The organism is Mesorhizobium sp. M7A.F.Ce.TU.012.03.2.1 (genome assembly GCF_004006095.1).
In the GTDB taxonomy this organism is placed as follows: domain Bacteria; phylum Pseudomonadota; class Alphaproteobacteria; order Rhizobiales; family Rhizobiaceae; genus Mesorhizobium.
Window position 1 is genome coordinate 4,761,672 of sequence record NZ_CP034779.1, and the last position, 14,838, is coordinate 4,776,509.

General features: G+C 60.9%; 15 protein-coding genes and 1 pseudogene. 7 read left to right on the forward strand and 9 right to left on the reverse strand.

Annotated features, from left to right (window positions below):
• Positions 1-9: 9 nt before the first annotated feature.
• Positions 10-189 carry a hypothetical protein gene (locus EJ079_RS23410; protein WP_127381575.1) on the reverse strand — a complete coding sequence of 60 codons (180 nt, stop codon included), beginning with the start codon at positions 187-189 and terminating at the stop codon, positions 10-12.
• A 67-nt stretch (positions 190-256) separates the two neighbouring features.
• On the opposite strand from EJ079_RS23410, the gene EJ079_RS23415 reads away from it, so the two are divergent.
• From EJ079_RS23415 to EJ079_RS23425, 3 genes are all read left to right on the forward strand, one after another.
• Positions 257-1,291 (forward strand): extracellular solute-binding protein, encoded by a 1,035-nt coding sequence (locus EJ079_RS23415; protein ID WP_127810298.1) that lies wholly within the window; start codon positions 257-259, stop codon positions 1,289-1,291.
• Positions 1,292-1,379: 88 nt separating this feature from the next.
• On the forward strand, positions 1,380-2,807 hold the full coding sequence (locus tag EJ079_RS23420) for an amidase (RefSeq protein ID WP_127810299.1): 1,428 nt from the start codon (positions 1,380-1,382) through the stop codon (positions 2,805-2,807).
• Positions 2,808-2,921: 114 nt separating this feature from the next.
• Complete coding sequence (locus EJ079_RS23425; protein WP_013531378.1) at positions 2,922-3,623, forward strand: TetR/AcrR family transcriptional regulator; 702 nt, start codon at positions 2,922-2,924, stop codon at positions 3,621-3,623.
• 5 nt (positions 3,624-3,628) lie between these two features.
• Here the strand turns inward: EJ079_RS23425 and EJ079_RS23430 are convergent, their stop codons facing one another.
• Genes EJ079_RS23430 through EJ079_RS23450 form a run of 5 tightly spaced genes read right to left on the reverse strand, consistent with a single transcriptional unit; the run spans position 3,629 to position 8,248 of the window.
• Complete coding sequence (locus EJ079_RS23430; RefSeq protein WP_127810300.1) at positions 3,629-4,387, reverse strand: MBL fold metallo-hydrolase; 759 nt, start codon at positions 4,385-4,387, stop codon at positions 3,629-3,631.
• Between the two features lie 20 nt (positions 4,388-4,407).
• Positions 4,408-5,472: an ABC transporter ATP-binding protein gene (locus tag EJ079_RS23435; RefSeq protein ID WP_127810301.1), complete on the reverse strand. Its 1,065-nt coding sequence runs from the start codon at positions 5,470-5,472 to the stop codon at positions 4,408-4,410.
• Positions 5,469-6,251 carry an ABC transporter permease gene (locus EJ079_RS23440; protein ID WP_127810302.1) on the reverse strand — a complete coding sequence of 261 codons (783 nt, stop codon included), beginning with the start codon at positions 6,249-6,251 and terminating at the stop codon, positions 5,469-5,471. The genes EJ079_RS23435 and EJ079_RS23440 overlap by 4 nt, the downstream gene beginning before the upstream one ends.
• A 1-nt stretch (position 6,252) precedes the next feature.
• Complete coding sequence (locus EJ079_RS23445) at positions 6,253-7,155, reverse strand: ABC transporter permease (protein WP_127810303.1); 903 nt, start codon at positions 7,153-7,155, stop codon at positions 6,253-6,255.
• Positions 7,156-7,168: 13 nt separating this feature from the next.
• Entirely contained in the window at positions 7,169-8,248 is a 1,080-nt protein-coding gene (locus EJ079_RS23450; protein ID WP_127396425.1) for a spermidine/putrescine ABC transporter substrate-binding protein, read from the reverse strand.
• Positions 8,249-8,339: 91 nt separating this feature from the next.
• On the opposite strand from EJ079_RS23450, the gene EJ079_RS23455 reads away from it, so the two are divergent.
• Both EJ079_RS23455 and EJ079_RS23460 read left to right on the forward strand, forming a co-directional pair.
• The gene (locus EJ079_RS23455) at positions 8,340-8,954 is read left to right on the forward strand and encodes a TetR/AcrR family transcriptional regulator (RefSeq protein WP_127396424.1); all 615 of its coding nucleotides are present in this window, start codon (positions 8,340-8,342) and stop codon (positions 8,952-8,954) included.
• 125 nt (positions 8,955-9,079) lie between these two features.
• Positions 9,080-9,649 (forward strand): DUF2569 family protein, encoded by a 570-nt coding sequence (locus tag EJ079_RS23460; RefSeq protein WP_127810304.1) that lies wholly within the window; start codon positions 9,080-9,082, stop codon positions 9,647-9,649.
• Between the two features lie 383 nt (positions 9,650-10,032).
• Here EJ079_RS23460 and EJ079_RS23465 read toward each other — a convergent pair.
• The 3 genes and pseudogenes from EJ079_RS23465 to EJ079_RS23485 form a co-directional block, all read right to left on the reverse strand.
• A pseudogene (locus EJ079_RS23465) lies at positions 10,033-10,325 on the reverse strand (DUF1236 domain-containing protein).
• A 1,300-nt stretch (positions 10,326-11,625) separates the two neighbouring features.
• Complete coding sequence (locus EJ079_RS23480; protein WP_127810305.1) at positions 11,626-12,330, reverse strand: Crp/Fnr family transcriptional regulator; 705 nt, start codon at positions 12,328-12,330, stop codon at positions 11,626-11,628.
• 617 nt (positions 12,331-12,947) lie between these two features.
• The gene (locus EJ079_RS23485) at positions 12,948-13,331 is read right to left on the reverse strand and encodes a hypothetical protein (RefSeq protein WP_127810306.1); all 384 of its coding nucleotides are present in this window, start codon (positions 13,329-13,331) and stop codon (positions 12,948-12,950) included.
• A gap of 331 nt (positions 13,332-13,662) precedes the next feature.
• Here EJ079_RS23485 and EJ079_RS23490 point away from each other — a divergent pair, with 331 nt between their 5' ends.
• Together EJ079_RS23490 and EJ079_RS23495 are read left to right on the forward strand one after the other, a co-directional pair.
• Positions 13,663-14,316 carry an outer membrane protein gene (locus EJ079_RS23490; RefSeq protein WP_127810307.1) on the forward strand — a complete coding sequence of 218 codons (654 nt, stop codon included), beginning with the start codon at positions 13,663-13,665 and terminating at the stop codon, positions 14,314-14,316.
• A 221-nt stretch (positions 14,317-14,537) separates the two neighbouring features.
• Complete coding sequence (locus EJ079_RS23495; protein WP_127268735.1) at positions 14,538-14,798, forward strand: hypothetical protein; 261 nt, start codon at positions 14,538-14,540, stop codon at positions 14,796-14,798.
• The last annotated feature ends 40 nt before the right edge of the window (positions 14,799-14,838 follow it).

Sequence of the window (14,838 nt, forward strand, 5' to 3'; positions counted from 1 at the left end):
ACTGTATGTTTAGTCATAGTTACTCCTGAGGTCGCGAATTGAGTTGGACAGCCGGCGCCAGCCGGTGAATGGCCACAATGAAGAGGGAAATATCTCGACCACGATGCGGCTTGCCGTTGCCGGCGCGCCGCATGCCGCAACTGCGATGTCGACGGCCGGGCTCGAGCCGGTCGGCATTGCCGCGGCCATCTTTTCGTCAGCAGGAAACGGACCTGGGGCCGTAGTGCCGCCGGTCCCAACAATGGGAGCAAGCAGCATGAACTGGAAACTGACCGCGACGGCCATCGGCCTGTCGCTGCTGACTGTCACGGGCGTGGCCCGTGCCGACGGCGAGCTCAACATCTACAATTGGGGCAACTACACCAGCCCCGACCTGATCAAGAAGTTCGAGGAGACCTACAAGGTCAAGGTCACCGTCACCGACTATGACTCCAACGATACCGCCTTGGCCAAGGTCCGGCAGGGCGCCTCCGGCTATGACATCGTCGTGCCTTCGGCGAGCGTCGTGCCGGTCTGGATCAGCGAAGGTCTGCTCTTGGAGACCGATCCCAACAAGATGGAAAACTTCAAGAACGTCGATCCCAGGTGGGTCGATGTTCCATTCGATCCAGGCCGTAAATACACCGTTCCATGGCAGTGGGGCACGACCGGCATTTCGGTGAACAAGTCGGTCTATGCCGGCGATCCGAACACATCGGCGATCTTCCTCGACCCACCTCCCGAACTCGTCGGCAAGATCAATGTCGTACCCGAAATGGGTGACATCATGTTCCTCGCCATCGCCTACGAGGGTGGCAAATATTGCAGCAGCGACATGCAGATGCTGAAGAAGGTGCATGACAGGCTGGTGGAGGCGAAGGCGAAATGGCTTTCGCTCGACTATGCGGCCGTCGATGGCCTGGGCAGGGGCGACATCGCCGCGGGCGTCAACTGGAACGGCATATCGCTGCGCGAACGGCTTGAGAACGACAAGATCGTCTATGGCTATCCCAAGGAAGGCTATCCGATCTGGATGGACAATGTCGCTGTCCTCAAGGACGCCAAGAATGTCGACAACGCCAAGCTGTTCCAGAACTTCATCATGAATCCGCAGAATGCGGCACTGATCTCAGCCTTTGCGCGTTATTCGAACGGCATCAAGGGCTCGGAAGCCTTCATGCCCGACGACATGAAGACCGCGCCGGAAGTCAACATTCCCGCCGAGTTCGCCGCCAAGGGCCAGTTCATGCTGGCCTGCCCGCCCGATGTGCAGGCGCTCTACACGAAGATCTGGACCGACCTGCAGAAATGACCTGACCAGGCTTTCCCGCGCCGCCGCACGCGGCGCGGTCATCTTCCGTCCATGCCAAACGCGATGCGCAGATCGCAGGAGACTTCCCATGACCGATCTCGACCTTTGCTACATGCCGGCCAGCGAGGCGCTGCGGCTGTTCAAGGCAAAGAAGCTTTCGCCCGTCGAACTGATGCAGGCCACCATCCGCCGCGCCGAAGCAACCAAGGCGACGATCAACTGCCTCACCTTCACGCATTTCGACGAGGCGATAGACCTGGCCAGGAAAGCCGAGGTGAAATACGCCAGGGGCGCCCGGACCGGGGCGCTCGAGGGCCTGCCGATCGGCATAAAGGACGAGAGCTACATCAAGGGCAAGCCGACCTCGCACGGCTCGCTGCTGTCCGGGGATGCTATCGGTGGCCATACCTCGACGATGAACGAGCGCATCATCAAGGCCGGAGGCATTGTCCATGCCCGCACGGCGACGCCTGAATTCAGCTGCGCCGGCTACACCTGGTCGAAACGCTGGGGCGTGACGCGCAATCCGTGGAACCCGGATTTCACGCCCGGTGGTTCGTCGGGAGGCTCCGCGGCGACGCTGGCATCCGGCACGTCGTCGATCGCCACCGGTTCGGACATTGCGGGATCGATCCGGATTCCCGCGTCGGCCTGCGGTCTTGTCGGCTTCAAGCCGCCTTACGGGCGCAATCCGGACGAGCCGCCATTCAACCTCGACTTCTACTGCCACACCGGACCGCTGGCGCGAAACGTCGGGGATGCGATCCTGCTGCAGAATGTGATGGCCGGACCAAGCCCGCTCGACATCGCCACGCTGCGCCCGAAACTGCGCCTGCCGCTCGAGTACAAGCCGATCAAGGGCTGGAAGATTGCTTTCTCGATGGACCTTGGTTCTTTCGAAGTCGACCCGGACGTGCGCAAGAACACGCTTGCCGCCTGCGATGTGTTCCGTTCGCTCGGCGCCACGGTCGAGGAAGTCGATCTGGGCTGGGGCGACGAAGTGCTCAGGGCGGGCATGGCCTATCTCGAGCATCTGTTCGGCGCATCGCTGTCGCAGCTGCTCAAGAAGCACGGCAAGGACATGACGAGCTATGCCAGGCAGTTCGCCGAGGACGGGCAAAAGTCGAAGGCGACGGACTTTGTCGGAACACTCGACGTGGCGGCCAGGATGTACCAGACGCTGGGGCCGCTGCTGGAGACCTACGATGTGCTGATCTGCCCGACCAACGCGCTTCCCTCCGTGCCGGCGGAGTTCGATCAGACCACGGGTACGGTCGAGATCAACGGCAAGCAGGTGAACCCGTCGTTGGGATGGGTGATGACGACGCCGTTCAACATGATGAGCCGTTGTCCGGTTCTGTCCATCCCTTCGGGTCGGGCGGCAAGCGGCGTGCCGACAGGCATCCAGATCGTCGGCCGCACCTATTGCGATGCCGATGTTTTCCGAGCGGCCATGGCCTATGAGACGGCCAACGGGCAGTGGTACACAAACGCCGAAACGCGTCCGTCGCTATAACAGGGCGATGCGGCTCTTGCCGCGGTTGGAGAGCCGACGCCGGACACCTCGAATAGACGAATCTGTGGTGGCGCCGGTGATCGCGCCAGAAGGTCCGAAAGGAGCTGGACGAAGATGGCGCAACAAAAGGCTGCGGCGGCAAAACGCAAAGGCGCAACGGCGAAGAATGGGCGTGCGGCAAACGATGCCGCGCCGCCCAAGGACCGTCGGCGCGAGCGCGGCGAAGCCAGCGTACAGCGGATCATCGACGCCACCATCGAGCTGATCGCGGAGGAGGGGCTGGCAAGCGTCACCATGCAGCGCATCGCCGAACATGTCGGCTCGTCCAATGCCCTGGTCGTCTTCCATTTCCGCAGCAAGGAGAACCTGTTTCGCGCCGTCCTGCAGTATCTCAGCGATCGATATGATGAGCTGTGGGTGACGTTGGTGCGGGCGCCCGGCCTGTCGCCGGTTGAGCGGGCTCTGGGCGCGGTCGATTGCGCGCAACGTTTCGCCCGCCAGCATCCGAAATGGGTTTCAGTTTTTGTCGTGTTTTCCAGCGACCGCAAGAGCATGCAGATCTACAACGAAATCGGCCTGCCGAGCGACCTTGCCTACACCGCCGAGGCGCGCGAGCTGCTGATCGAGATTTCGCGCAGTGGCGGTTATACCGGCGTCGACATCGATACGCTGTCGGAGAGCCTGAATTATCTGGTCCATGGCGCCTGGTATTGGGATCATCTCAATCCGTCCAGCCGTGACACCAATGTGCTGCGCAAGACCATGCTGCTCCTGCTCCACCAAGCGTTCCCCCGGCATTTCGAACTGATGCGCTAACTGCTTCAGGGCTGCCGCAGATGGCAGCCGGCCTGCCGCTTCTGCGCCAGATACTCGTCGACAAGCTGGCGGTAGCGCACCTTGCCGAAGCTGGGAAAATGGCCGCCATGCACGACCGAGACATCGAGGTCGCGCAGGCGCATCAGCGTCGCCATGTAGTCGGGAATGTCTGAGTGGTAGACATCGTCGATCAGCGGGCCGTCATAGATGATATCGCCGGATAACAGGATGCCCGTCCTGTTTTCGTAGAGCGCGATGCCGCCGGGCGAATGGCCGGGCGTGTGGATCACCTCGAAGGCACGGTCGCCGAGATCGACGACATCGCCCTGGTCGAGCAAACGGCCTGCGGGCGCAGGCAAAATGCCGTAGCGCGCCGTGTCCCAGCCTTGCGGCATGCGATCGAACATCTCGTCGGTCGCATAGGTGCCGGCTGCCGTCCATTCATTGCGCGGATCGGCGAGGATGCCGGCCTCGGCGGCGTGCACGCATCGCTCGGGAAATTCGTGGTGGCAACCGATATGGTCGAAATGCGTGTGGCTGGCGACGCAAATCAGCTTGCGCTCGCTCACCAGCGGCACGTGACGCCGGAGGCTGAAATGGCCGAGGCCGGTGTCGAAGAGGAGATCGCGATCGCGACCGCGCACATGCCACATATTGCAGCGGAAGAACGGTTTTATCCACGGCTCGTGGATCAAGGTCACGCCATCGCTCATGCGGATGGTGTCGTACCAGTCGGGTGCCTCGATGAGCGGAAGTGTTGCCATGTTCAATCCGTCAGAAAAGCTCAGTCCGTCAGCAGAATAATCTGGTCGGTATTGCAGGAAATCGCGACCGTGTCGTCCGGCTGGACGGCCGCCGTCGCGGGCAATTTGGCGATGAAGTGAAGCGAGGGGTCCTCGATGGAAACCGCAAGCACGCGCTTGAAGCTGCCCTGGAAGACGACATCGCTCACCTCAGCCGTGCCGAGCCTGACACCGCCGCTGGCCTCGCCGAGGACAAGATGCTCCGGCCGTATGGCCAGCGCAACGGCGGAGCCCACCGGCAGCGCGCCGGGCAGCGAGACCGGCCCGACGGGCGTGGCGACGGTGCTTGTCCTCTCCTTCGCCTCTGTGACTGTGCCGGCAAGGATCGAGCTTTCGCCCATGAAGGTGGCGGAAAAGCGCGTCGCCGGCCTGTGATAGACGCGCTCGGGCGGGCCTTCGTCCTCGATGCGCCCGTCATTCATCACCACACAATGGTTGGCCAGCGCCATCGCTTCTTCCTGGTCGTGGGTGACGTGGATGAAGGCGGTGCCGACGCGCTTCTGGATCGCTTTCAACTCGTCCTGCATCTGCCTGCGTAATTTGAGATCGAGCGCGCCGAGCGGCTCGTCGAGCAGAAGCACCGCCGGCTCGATCACCAGCGCCCGCGCCAGCGCCACGCGCTGCCGCTGGCCGCCGGAGAGCTGGTGCGGCTTCTTGTCGAAGGCGACAGCCAATCCGACCAGCGCCAACGCCTCACGCGCCTTTGCAGCGCGCGTCGTACCGTCGACGCCCTGCATGCGCAGGCCGAAGCCGACATTGCTGCCGACGCTCATATGCGGGAACAGCGCATAGTCCTGGAACACCGTCGTCGTCGGCCGCTTGGCCGGCGGCACCGAGGTGCAGTCCTCGCCACGGATGAACACCTTGCCTTCGCTGGGGGTGACGAAGCCGCCCAGAATGGAGAGCAGCGTCGTCTTGCCGGAGCCGGACGGCCCGAGCAGGATCGTGTAGCTGCCGGGCTCGATCTGCAGCGAAACGTCTTTCAGCACGGTGTGCTGGCCGAAGCGATGCGAGACGGAGCGAATATCGACCAAAGGCGCAGTCATGCCTTTCTCCTGCGCAGCAATGTCAATTCGAACAGCACGACTAGCACGATGGAAACCGCGAAGACCAGCGAGCCGACGGCGTTGGTCTTGGGGTTGAGGCCGGAGCGCAGGAGGTTCCAGATTTCGACCGGCAGCGTGGTGTCGAAGCGGGTGAGCAGGAAGGAGATCACGAACTCGTCCCAGGAGAAGGTCATCGACAGGAAGAAGCCGGCGAAGATGGCGGGCGCCATGACCGGCACGGTTATCAGCAGCAGCACCTTCCATTCCGGCGCGCCGAGGTCGCGCGCGGCACGCTCGATGTTGATCTGGTGGTCGCCCATCTGGCTGTAGATGATGGCAAAGCACAGCGGCAGGTTGATCACGACATGGCCGATGCCGGCGGCAAGCAGCGATTTCGGCACGCCGGCCCAGTTGAACAGCACCAGCAGCCCCATCCCGATGATGAGATAGCTGACCGTCAGCGGCAGGGTGATCAGCCCGCGCAGCAGGCCGGAGCCAGGCAGGACGAAGCGGGCAAAGCCCCAGGCGGAGAGAAAGCCGAGCGTGACGGCTGCGAGCGAGGAGATGGATGCCACCAGCAGCGAGTTGACCAGCGCCGAAGTCAGCCGCGTGTCCGAAAGAACCGCATCGTACCAGCGCAGCGACGGGCCGGTGAAGGGCGGGATCGGGAACGACGTCGCCTGCAGCGAAAACAGCACCAGCACGACGACCGGCAGGAAGATGAAGCCGTAGACGGCGAGCGCGTAGAGCCAGGAGGCGATGCGGACAATCCGGCGCATCTCAGGCCCGCTCGATCTTCAGCCAGCGCGCGCAGGCGAGATAGGCTGATGTGACCACCGCCATCAGGATGATGGACAGTGCGGAGGCCAGCGGAAAATCGCCGCGCCTGCCGATCTGCATCATCACCAGCTGCGGCATCAGCAGCTCGTTGTTGCCGCCCAAGATCTGCGGCGTGATGTAATCGCCGATGCACAGCACGAAGGTCAGGAAGGCTCCGACCATGATGCCAGGCAAGGTCAGCGGCAGCACGACATGCAGGAAGGTGCGCACCGGCCCGGCGCCGAGATCGGCGGCCGCCTTGCGGTAGCTCGGGCTCAACTGCTTGAGGTTGGCAAAGATGGTCAGCGTCAACAGCATGACGAAGAAGTGCACGAAGCCGGTGACGGTGGCGAACCGCGTGTTGGCGAGCTGCAGCGGCTCACTGATGAGGCCGGAGCCGGTCAGCGCCCGGTTGACGACGCCGTTCTGCGCCAGCACCAGCAGCCAGGAGTAGGAGCGCACGACATAGGAGGTCCAGAACGGCAGCACGGCCAGCATCAGTGCCAGCCGCTGCCAGCGTTCCGGAACCTGTTCGGCGAGGATCCAGGCAAAGGGATAGGCGAGCAGCACCGAAATTACGGTGACGATCGCGGTCACCTGCAGCGAGTTCACCATCGCCTGCCAGTAGGACGGGTTGTTGAAGAACTGGCTGTAGTTGGACGCCGTGAAGCCGCCGCCCTCATGCGCCGTCAGGCTGGAAAACCCCATGGCGATGAAGGGCAGCACGAAGAACAGCAGCGTCCAGCCGAGCGCCGGCGTGACCAGCGCCCAGGGCAGGGCAGAGCCCGCCCGGGGCAGGGCCGCCCGGGGCAGAGCAGAGCCCGCCCGGGGCAGGGCACGTCCGTTGTTTGCCGAGCTGCTCATGAGCGCTATCGGCTCATTTCGCCTGCAGCATTTCGGTCCACATATCCTGCATCTTCTTGTCGAGATCGGCGTTCGGCGCCGGATAGGCCTGGGCGCGCGCCAGGAAGCCCGGCTGCTCGTCGAAGCGCAGGGCCTTCTTCTGGTCGTCGGTGAGTGCGGCCTTGGTGTTGGCCGGCATGCCCCAATAGCAGGAGGAGGTGGCAAGGCGCGCCTGGCCTTCCGGGCTCATAATGTACTGGATGAACTTCAGCGCCATGTCCTTGTTCTTGGAATCCTTGAACATGGCCAGCGACTGCGACCAGAGAATCGCACCCTCCTTGGGGACCGAGAAGTCCAGCGCCGGGTTTTCCTTGGCCAGGCCCGCCGTCACCCATTCGCCGCCGCCGACCAATATGTCGACCTCGCCGGTCGCAAGCGCCGTCTGGCTGGCGGTCACTTCGCCGACCAGCTTGGCATTGGCCTTCATCTTCAAGAGCTCGTCCTTGAGGGCGGGCAGGTCGGCTTCGGTGAGATCGGCCGTCTTCTTGCCGATCGCCAGTGCGGCCATGCCGATGACCGGCAGGTAGTAGTCGTAAATGGCGACCTTGCCCTTGTACTTGTCGCCGGTGAGTGCCGCCATCGACTGCATGTCGGCCGGATCGACCTTGGTCTTGTTGTAGCCGATCGTGTTGTAGCCGAACTTTTCGGTGATGCCGTAGCGCTTGCCGCCGGCCACGGTGGAGCTGTCCATCTTCACCTGCGGAAACAGATCGGCCAGCGGTAGTTTGTCTTCCGGCAATGGCTCGAACAGTCCCTTCTCGACGCCGCGCGGCACGTCGATGCTGTCGATCACCATCACGTCCCAGTCGCCCGGCTGCGACTGCTCCACGATGGCGAGGCCGGCGCCGGTGCCCTCGAATTCCTTGACGTTGACCTTGACGCCATTGGCCTCCTCGAAAGGCTGCAGCAAGGCCGGATCGGCATGATCGCACCAGATCAGCGCGTTGAGATCGGCGGCCTGCGCGCTCGTCGAAAGCAGCAGCGCCGCGGCTGCGGCAGCTGTGCGCAAACGGGTCTTCAGGATGGAAAGCGGATTGCTGGCTGTGTGTGACATCGAGTGTTCTCCCTTGCCTTTGTGGCTTCTTGCAAAAAATTGAACCAATTCTAAAATTGAGTCAATTCTGTTTTGTGGCAAGAGGCTGGGAATGAGCGGATTGCGGGCTAGGCAAAAGGCGGACCGGCACCGGCGTATCATCGAGGCGGCGGCCGAACTGTTTCGCGAGGCCGGCTACGAAGGCGCCAAGATCGAGGCGATCGCCGCGCAGGCCGAGGTCTCTGTCGGGACGATCTACAACTACTACGAGAACAAGGGCGACATCCTCGGCGCCATCGTCTCGCTGGAGGTCAACGAGGTGCTGAATGCCGGGCAAGGCGTCGTCGCCAAGCCGCCGGCCAATGTCGGCGACGCGCTGGACACGCTGGTCGGCATCTATATCGAGCACTCGCTGCACTATCTCAGCAAGGAGATGTGGCGGCAGGCGATGGCGATCTCGACGCAACTGCCCGACAGCCCGTTCGGCCAGGCCTACACCGCGCTCGACCGCGCCCTGACCGAACAGATCCGCGCCCTGATCGCCCGGCTGCAGGAGATTGGCCTGGTGCGCCAGGACATCGACGGTGCAGCGCTCGGCGAACTGATCTTCAACAACATGAACATGATGTTCATCGAATTCGTGAAGCGTGACGCGGCGAAGATACCGGAACTGCGCGCGGCGATACGGAGGCAGAATAGGATATTGGTGGCGGCGATTGGGGTGTGACACGTCAGGAGCAGGCAGGAGAAAGCGTCGCTTCCGCACAAGACCTGGTTTCAGACGCGGGTCGCCTCTTGAGTTGAGTTTGAAATCTGGTACAACCTAGGAGGGCATAATAGGGGGAGGGGTAAATGGGGACGTTTTCAGTCTGGCATTGGGCGATCTTGCTGCTGTTGATCGGCGTGCCTGTTTTCCTTGCCGTTCGATCAGCCGCGAAGCCGTCACAGAATCCTGAGGCTCTTGTGGGCTTCGGCGGCTGGCTGATGCTGCTGGCTATCGGTCAGGCAGTGTCACCATTGCGGACGCTTGCCGACTTCGCCAATTCGACCGACGGCTACCAGCAACTCATGACCCTCTCGAATGGGCCGCTGGCGGTGTATGGCGAGGTTGCCCTCAATCTGGCATTTCTGGCGCTTCAGCTGATTGTGCTCGTTTCGATGCTGCGGCGTAGCCGCCGCTTTCCGCAATTGTTTCTGCTCCAGTGGCTGGCGATTCCCGTCGTGTTTATCCTGGACACGATCTGGGTTGCGTCAGTTCTGGGCGTTCCGGTGAGCCTGGTGCTCGCAGGCGATGCGCTGGTGGCCCCCATAGTCTCGTTTGTGGTGACAGGGCTCTGGGTCGCCTACGTCAACAAGTCTGTCAGGGTGCGGAACACGTTCACCAGGATTGAGGCATCCGCCCAGGTTGCGAGCGCGTCATAGAAGGCAGCCAAATTGGGATATTTTGGAGCATAGATACCCGGAGCTGCGCGCGGCGATCCGCAGGCAGAACCGGATTTTGGCGGCGGCGATCAGGGTGTGACCTCGTGCACCACTATGTCGTCATCGAACCTGGAACGGCCAAATCCCGAGCCGAATGACCGCAACTGTTGTCCGTGACGGCTGCGAGCTTTTGGAAGGTCTTTATTTCGGCTTCGTTTATAGGTGCTGCCCGCGCTTTCGCCTGGAGATCAGCCAGGCGCGCCACGAGCGCTTGCGACGTCTCGACTTCAGGGCTCATCATTTTCATTTGTCCGATTTCAGCGGCGGTTTGACGAGCACACCCCGCCGCCATCCCTGCCGGCGGGCGTGGCCGGTTCGAAGTTTCAGTCGTAGACTTTCACAATCTTGCGTGTGCTCGGGTCCACCAGAACCGTTCGGTTGTCGACCAGCGGTATTTGACGTTGGGGACCTCGTGGAGCTCGACCGTGTCTGGCAGAGCCGTGCCGACGTTCAACTCCATCCCCGGAAGCTTCACAGAAGCCAAGGGTTGCTTCTTCACGTATTCGCGCACGACGGTGTCCTGTTCCTGTGTGACAACCACATCCTGTGCCGCAACTGCGCCGACGCTGGCCAACAGCAAGAGCGCCGCAGCGGCGCTGCTTAGGTGCATCCTCATAGTTTTTCTCCTCTGGTAACTGGCGGCAGCACGATCGGCTGGCCACCCGAACACGTCGCCAGGCCAAACGTTCCTCATACGGGCTTCTGGCTGAACCTGGCGCAGGACCAAAGTCTGATTGGCAAACGCAATGGTCTTACCCGTTGGGAGTAGGCGGAACGGCTTAGGCCTGAAGGTTGTTGTCTCTGCAAACGCGGAGAGAAACAGTGGAAAAAAGTGTCGGCCAGGCGCGATGGTTGCTCGCACCGATTTTGGCAACAGCCATCACCTTCCTGGTGATGGGGATAGTCCTTGGCTGACATGACGTGGATCGGCGCGGTACGTCCCTTCCTGCGCTGATAGGACCCGTGAGCCGCTTCGGCGGCTGGCGGGTCCTGTATTTCACCGTGCGCTGGGCTGCTCATTCGGCAGCGCGCTCTTTTTAGCTCAGGTACCTTGGGAGGTTTATTATGGATCGGCGATCCTTCTTGACTGCAATGTTTGGTGTTGCCGGGGCAGCGGCCCTTGCAAGCGCTGTCCGCCCAATCGACGCAGTGGCGGGTGTTCCAGGAGCCGGACGCGGCATCCTCGATGAACTTGAGACGCCACAAACAGCGACCTTTGACGAAGATGCACAGGCAGAAGTGCAGCAAGTCTACCATCGGGACTGGCACCACCGTCCCCACCGCCGCCGCCGGCGAGGCTGGAGACGGGTTTGCCGCAGTTACTGGCGGCATGGCCGCCGTCGCGTCCGGTGCTACCGCCGACGGGGACCTTCGGTCGTCCTTCGATTTTAACTAGTTTTCCGCCTTGGCCCGTTCCGGCTCGCGCGCCGAGAACGGGCCGGTTGGGATTTTTTTTGGTGAACGATAACAATGACATTGGTCCAAAGATTGAATGCGAGTGGCAGCGCAAACCAACCGGGAAATGACAACGACCATGCCGCGGGGTTTGCGGACGCCGTCTCGTTGCCGGACGAGGAAAACATTGCCGACCTTGTCAGGCGAACAGAGCGCATGGCCATTTTGGTGTTTCTAGGAATGGGCGGCTGGTTGATGTTAGTGCCCGCTATTTACCTTGTACTGACCCACGGGATATGAACGACTTTCGGTGTCGCGGTAGCTGACTGCAGCATGTCAGCGGAAGCTAACGCAACATCCATGCGCGTCCAAAGTTGAATTGCGGGAGCATCGCATCGCGGCTTCCGCACCCCGTTTCCTGTATCGGCAATATGGGGACGGGCTGTTTTGCTGGCGCGAGGCACAAGTGTCTGGAACCACCTATTATAGTGGTCCACGTCCGGCATGCTGGGAAGGCGCTCTCATCCAACCAGCCGCGCATACTCGGCCTCCGGTTTGCCGTAGGTGCCGTTTGCGCAAGCCGCAAGGCCGCTGCGGTCCCTGATATGCACTTCGCCTCGTCGAGAATAGATGAAACCGCGCCCTTCCAGCACTTGCAGTCCAACGGTAACCCCTGGGCGTCTTGCTCCAAGCATGATGGCGAGAAACTCGTGGGTGATCGCAAGGCGTTCGCCGTGGACCCGATCGTCACACATTAGAAGCCAGCGCGCCAACCGCTCTTCAAGGTTTGATTTTGCGTTGATCAGGGCCGTATAGCTGGTCTGGATGTGGAAGTAGTGGACATAGCGCAACAGGAACAGGCGCAACGTTGGGCTGTTCGCAAGAGCCTCCTTGAAGGGCTCGGCTCCGATCCTGAAAGCGCTGCCGGGCGACTGAATGTAACATTGATGCGCCGCATAGTCAGCGCCCATCACGAGCGCGGCACCGGTCATTCCCTCAAAGCCGACAAGACCTACCTCGGCCTCCTTACCTGAAGCCGCCGCGACCACAGAGGCAATGCCGTCTTCCAGGAAGTAAACCGTTTCGATCTCCGAATCGGCTTTCTCCAAGGTCATTTTCAGCTCGAGGTCACACAGTTCAAGGTGTGGCTGCAAAAGCCCCAGGTCACCAGGGTTAAGCCGACGCAACAATTGGTTTTTATAGGAATCGTTCTCTTGATTGGTCATAGCTCAATCCCGCTTGGGGCAAGAGCTTTCCAATCTCCCTGCCGTCCGCGCCCGTAAACACGTGCAGACGATTTAGAGAAGATACGCCCACTGGCGCGCGATTGACAGTGAAATGCGACCTGATGCACGGCGTCCCCCAGCCGCCGAGTTACAAAACAGGGGTGTGCAAAGTTAAAGGGTTGGAATCGTACAGAACTCTGCTTCGTACGAATCCGACAATTTCGTGATCGCGGCCAACGCCGGCATGATGTGCATGGTTATCGATGTCGAGGTAGAGCGACGAGAAGGCGACTGGCAGGACCGACTGGCAACGCGAAGGCTGTGCTCCATAACGGGTCAAACAATTTGGCATCTAAATTGCTCTGACAGGTATGGGGTGGGCGAGAGCCCGTCGCTTCGCAAATGGAGCGGCGGGTCTACTCTACCAGCGACTGTCGAATGGCCACAGCAACAGGATGTACCCGCTTTTCAGCAGAAGCTAACGGAACATCCGGGCGCGTCCAAAGTTGGATTGCAGGAAGCGCCGCATGCCGGCTTCCGCAGCCCGTTTCGTGTCACCGGCAATGTGGGCGGGACGGGCTGTTTTGCGTCGGTACGCGATTTTATCCAAGCGGTGACTACTTGTGGGTAATCCAGTCCAACAAGCCTGCGTCAACCTGCTCGCACCCGACATATTCGCGGACCAAGCTTTCAGCCAGGTGGCGCCATTCACACTCGGGAACGCCTGTTTCCCGGACCAGGTTTCGAAATGCAGAGCGGAGAATGTCGGCATCGAAGGCCGAGACGGCAACAGGATCTGGGTCCGGATCTTCCCAACCTCGGGCCAGGTCATCGCAGTGACGTTGGCGAAGGCGCTTGAGCAGTTCGCGCGAGGCCTCGATTGCCAGTCGGGAGTGGTCCATGCCGTGGCGGAATGAGGCGGTTCCGGCCAGGGAATGGTGCCGCAACCGAAAGCTGGTTTCTATAGCCGCGCGTGCGACGTCTATATGCGTTTCAACCATCGCGGCCTCCCTTCCTGCGAAGGGATTTATTTACTCTCTTTTCGCGCGCGACCCAAGAAGGATTCAACGTACGGTTTGATACGCAAGGGCGGCGTGCAGAGGGCTGCGGATCGTGGACGTCTCTAACGAGCATTCGGGCGTGAGCAAGCTGTTCGAGCAAGACCAGCATTTGCTGCTCGCTCATAGGCAAGGTCGGCACGCAAGATTCTCGCCAATACAATCTCGTCAAGCGCGCTGACCCCAGTTTTGGATCAGGGTCTAATGTGGCGGAAATACAACGGCACATATCGGCGCGCTCTGCTACGAGAGGGTGGGTTACAGGGGATCACCTATGAAGAAGCTGCTTCTTGGTTTGTCGTTGTCTCTGCTGGCTTCGTCGGCGTTCGCTGCCGATGCCATGGTCGAAGAAGTCGCCCCGGTTTTCAGCTGGACAGGTGGGTATATCGGTCTTCAGGCAGGCTACGCTCGGGGTGATGGAAATATACGGCAGGCCAACGGCCCGGGCTTCATTGAGACAGATCCTGACGGGTTCCTTGGAGGTGTCTACGCCGGTTACAACTACCAGATGCCGAACAATATCGTCATTGGTGCGGAACTGGACGTCGTATATGCGAATGTTGATGGCAGCGGCCAAATATTCGCCGCTCCCGGTCTCCCATTTCCGGGCGGCATCGGGATCGAGGAACTTAAGTGGAGTGGGGCGGCAAGACTTCGACTGGGATATGCCGTTGATCGCTTGCTTCCCTATGTCGCGGGTGGCGTTGCATTTGGCGACATCGACACAAGCAGTAATACCGTCTCAGGTTCTTTCGGAGACACATTTACTGGATGGACGATAGGCGCGGGCTTGGACTACGCCATGACCGACAATCTTCTGCTGCGCGCCGAGTATCGCTATACTGATTTCGGCACTGAATCATTGCCGACTGGTAATGTCGATCTGAAGATCAATGAGGTTCGCTTCGGCATCGCCTACAAATTCTAGTCCACTGAAGCCCATAGAGAGAGCCTGCCGCCAAACCGCGACGGGCTTTTTTCTTTGCGCGACAACAGAGAAATATCTCGGCAATGCGTCGTCGCATCCCTGGGACGGCGTCTCCCGCCTGGTTCCTGTCTTAGTGGTGGCTTTGGGCGTGACCGCTTTACATGCCTTGAGGAAAGTAGGAATATTATCCTCGGGTGGGGCGACTCTTAAAAGGTGTCGCAATGGCTCGGTCAAAACCTTCAAAGCGATTATCGCTGGCTGAAATCGAGCGCTTTCTCGTGGCGGCGGAAGCGCTGCACCTGAGCATCATCAAGCCGTTCATATCGCCGCATTGCGACCACTACAGACAGACGCGCGTCTTGCATGAGGTGCTGTTAAGGGCGGTGCGGGAAGTCACCGGGAAGGATGCTACGTTCATCCGGTGGAATTTGACCGGGCCAGCACAACAAGGGCCGGAGCGCCCGGCAGAAGAGCCCCCATAGCATTGTCCGGGACGGACGAGGGGCCTGAGCCGCGAACTAT

Coding starts and splice junctions, on each gene's coding strand:
- EJ079_RS23410 (WP_127381575.1), bottom strand. CDS start 189: ATGGCCGCGGCAATGCCGACCGGCTCGAGCCCGGCCGTCGACATCGCA.
- EJ079_RS23415 (WP_127810298.1), top strand. CDS start 257: ATGAACTGGAAACTGACCGCGACGGCCATCGGCCTGTCGCTGCTGACT.
- EJ079_RS23420 (WP_127810299.1), top strand. CDS start 1,380: ATGACCGATCTCGACCTTTGCTACATGCCGGCCAGCGAGGCGCTGCGG.
- EJ079_RS23425 (WP_013531378.1), top strand. CDS start 2,922: ATGGCGCAACAAAAGGCTGCGGCGGCAAAACGCAAAGGCGCAACGGCG.
- EJ079_RS23430 (WP_127810300.1), bottom strand. CDS start 4,387: ATGGCAACACTTCCGCTCATCGAGGCACCCGACTGGTACGACACCATC.
- EJ079_RS23435 (WP_127810301.1), bottom strand. CDS start 5,472: ATGACTGCGCCTTTGGTCGATATTCGCTCCGTCTCGCATCGCTTCGGC.
- EJ079_RS23440 (WP_127810302.1), bottom strand. CDS start 6,251: ATGCGCCGGATTGTCCGCATCGCCTCCTGGCTCTACGCGCTCGCCGTC.
- EJ079_RS23445 (WP_127810303.1), bottom strand. CDS start 7,155: ATGAGCAGCTCGGCAAACAACGGACGTGCCCTGCCCCGGGCGGGCTCT.
- EJ079_RS23450 (WP_127396425.1), bottom strand. CDS start 8,248: ATGTCACACACAGCCAGCAATCCGCTTTCCATCCTGAAGACCCGTTTG.
- EJ079_RS23455 (WP_127396424.1), top strand. CDS start 8,340: ATGAGCGGATTGCGGGCTAGGCAAAAGGCGGACCGGCACCGGCGTATC.
- EJ079_RS23460 (WP_127810304.1), top strand. CDS start 9,080: ATGGGGACGTTTTCAGTCTGGCATTGGGCGATCTTGCTGCTGTTGATC.
- EJ079_RS23480 (WP_127810305.1), bottom strand. CDS start 12,330: ATGACCAATCAAGAGAACGATTCCTATAAAAACCAATTGTTGCGTCGG.
- EJ079_RS23485 (WP_127810306.1), bottom strand. CDS start 13,331: ATGGTTGAAACGCATATAGACGTCGCACGCGCGGCTATAGAAACCAGC.
- EJ079_RS23490 (WP_127810307.1), top strand. CDS start 13,663: ATGAAGAAGCTGCTTCTTGGTTTGTCGTTGTCTCTGCTGGCTTCGTCG.
- EJ079_RS23495 (WP_127268735.1), top strand. CDS start 14,538: ATGGCTCGGTCAAAACCTTCAAAGCGATTATCGCTGGCTGAAATCGAG.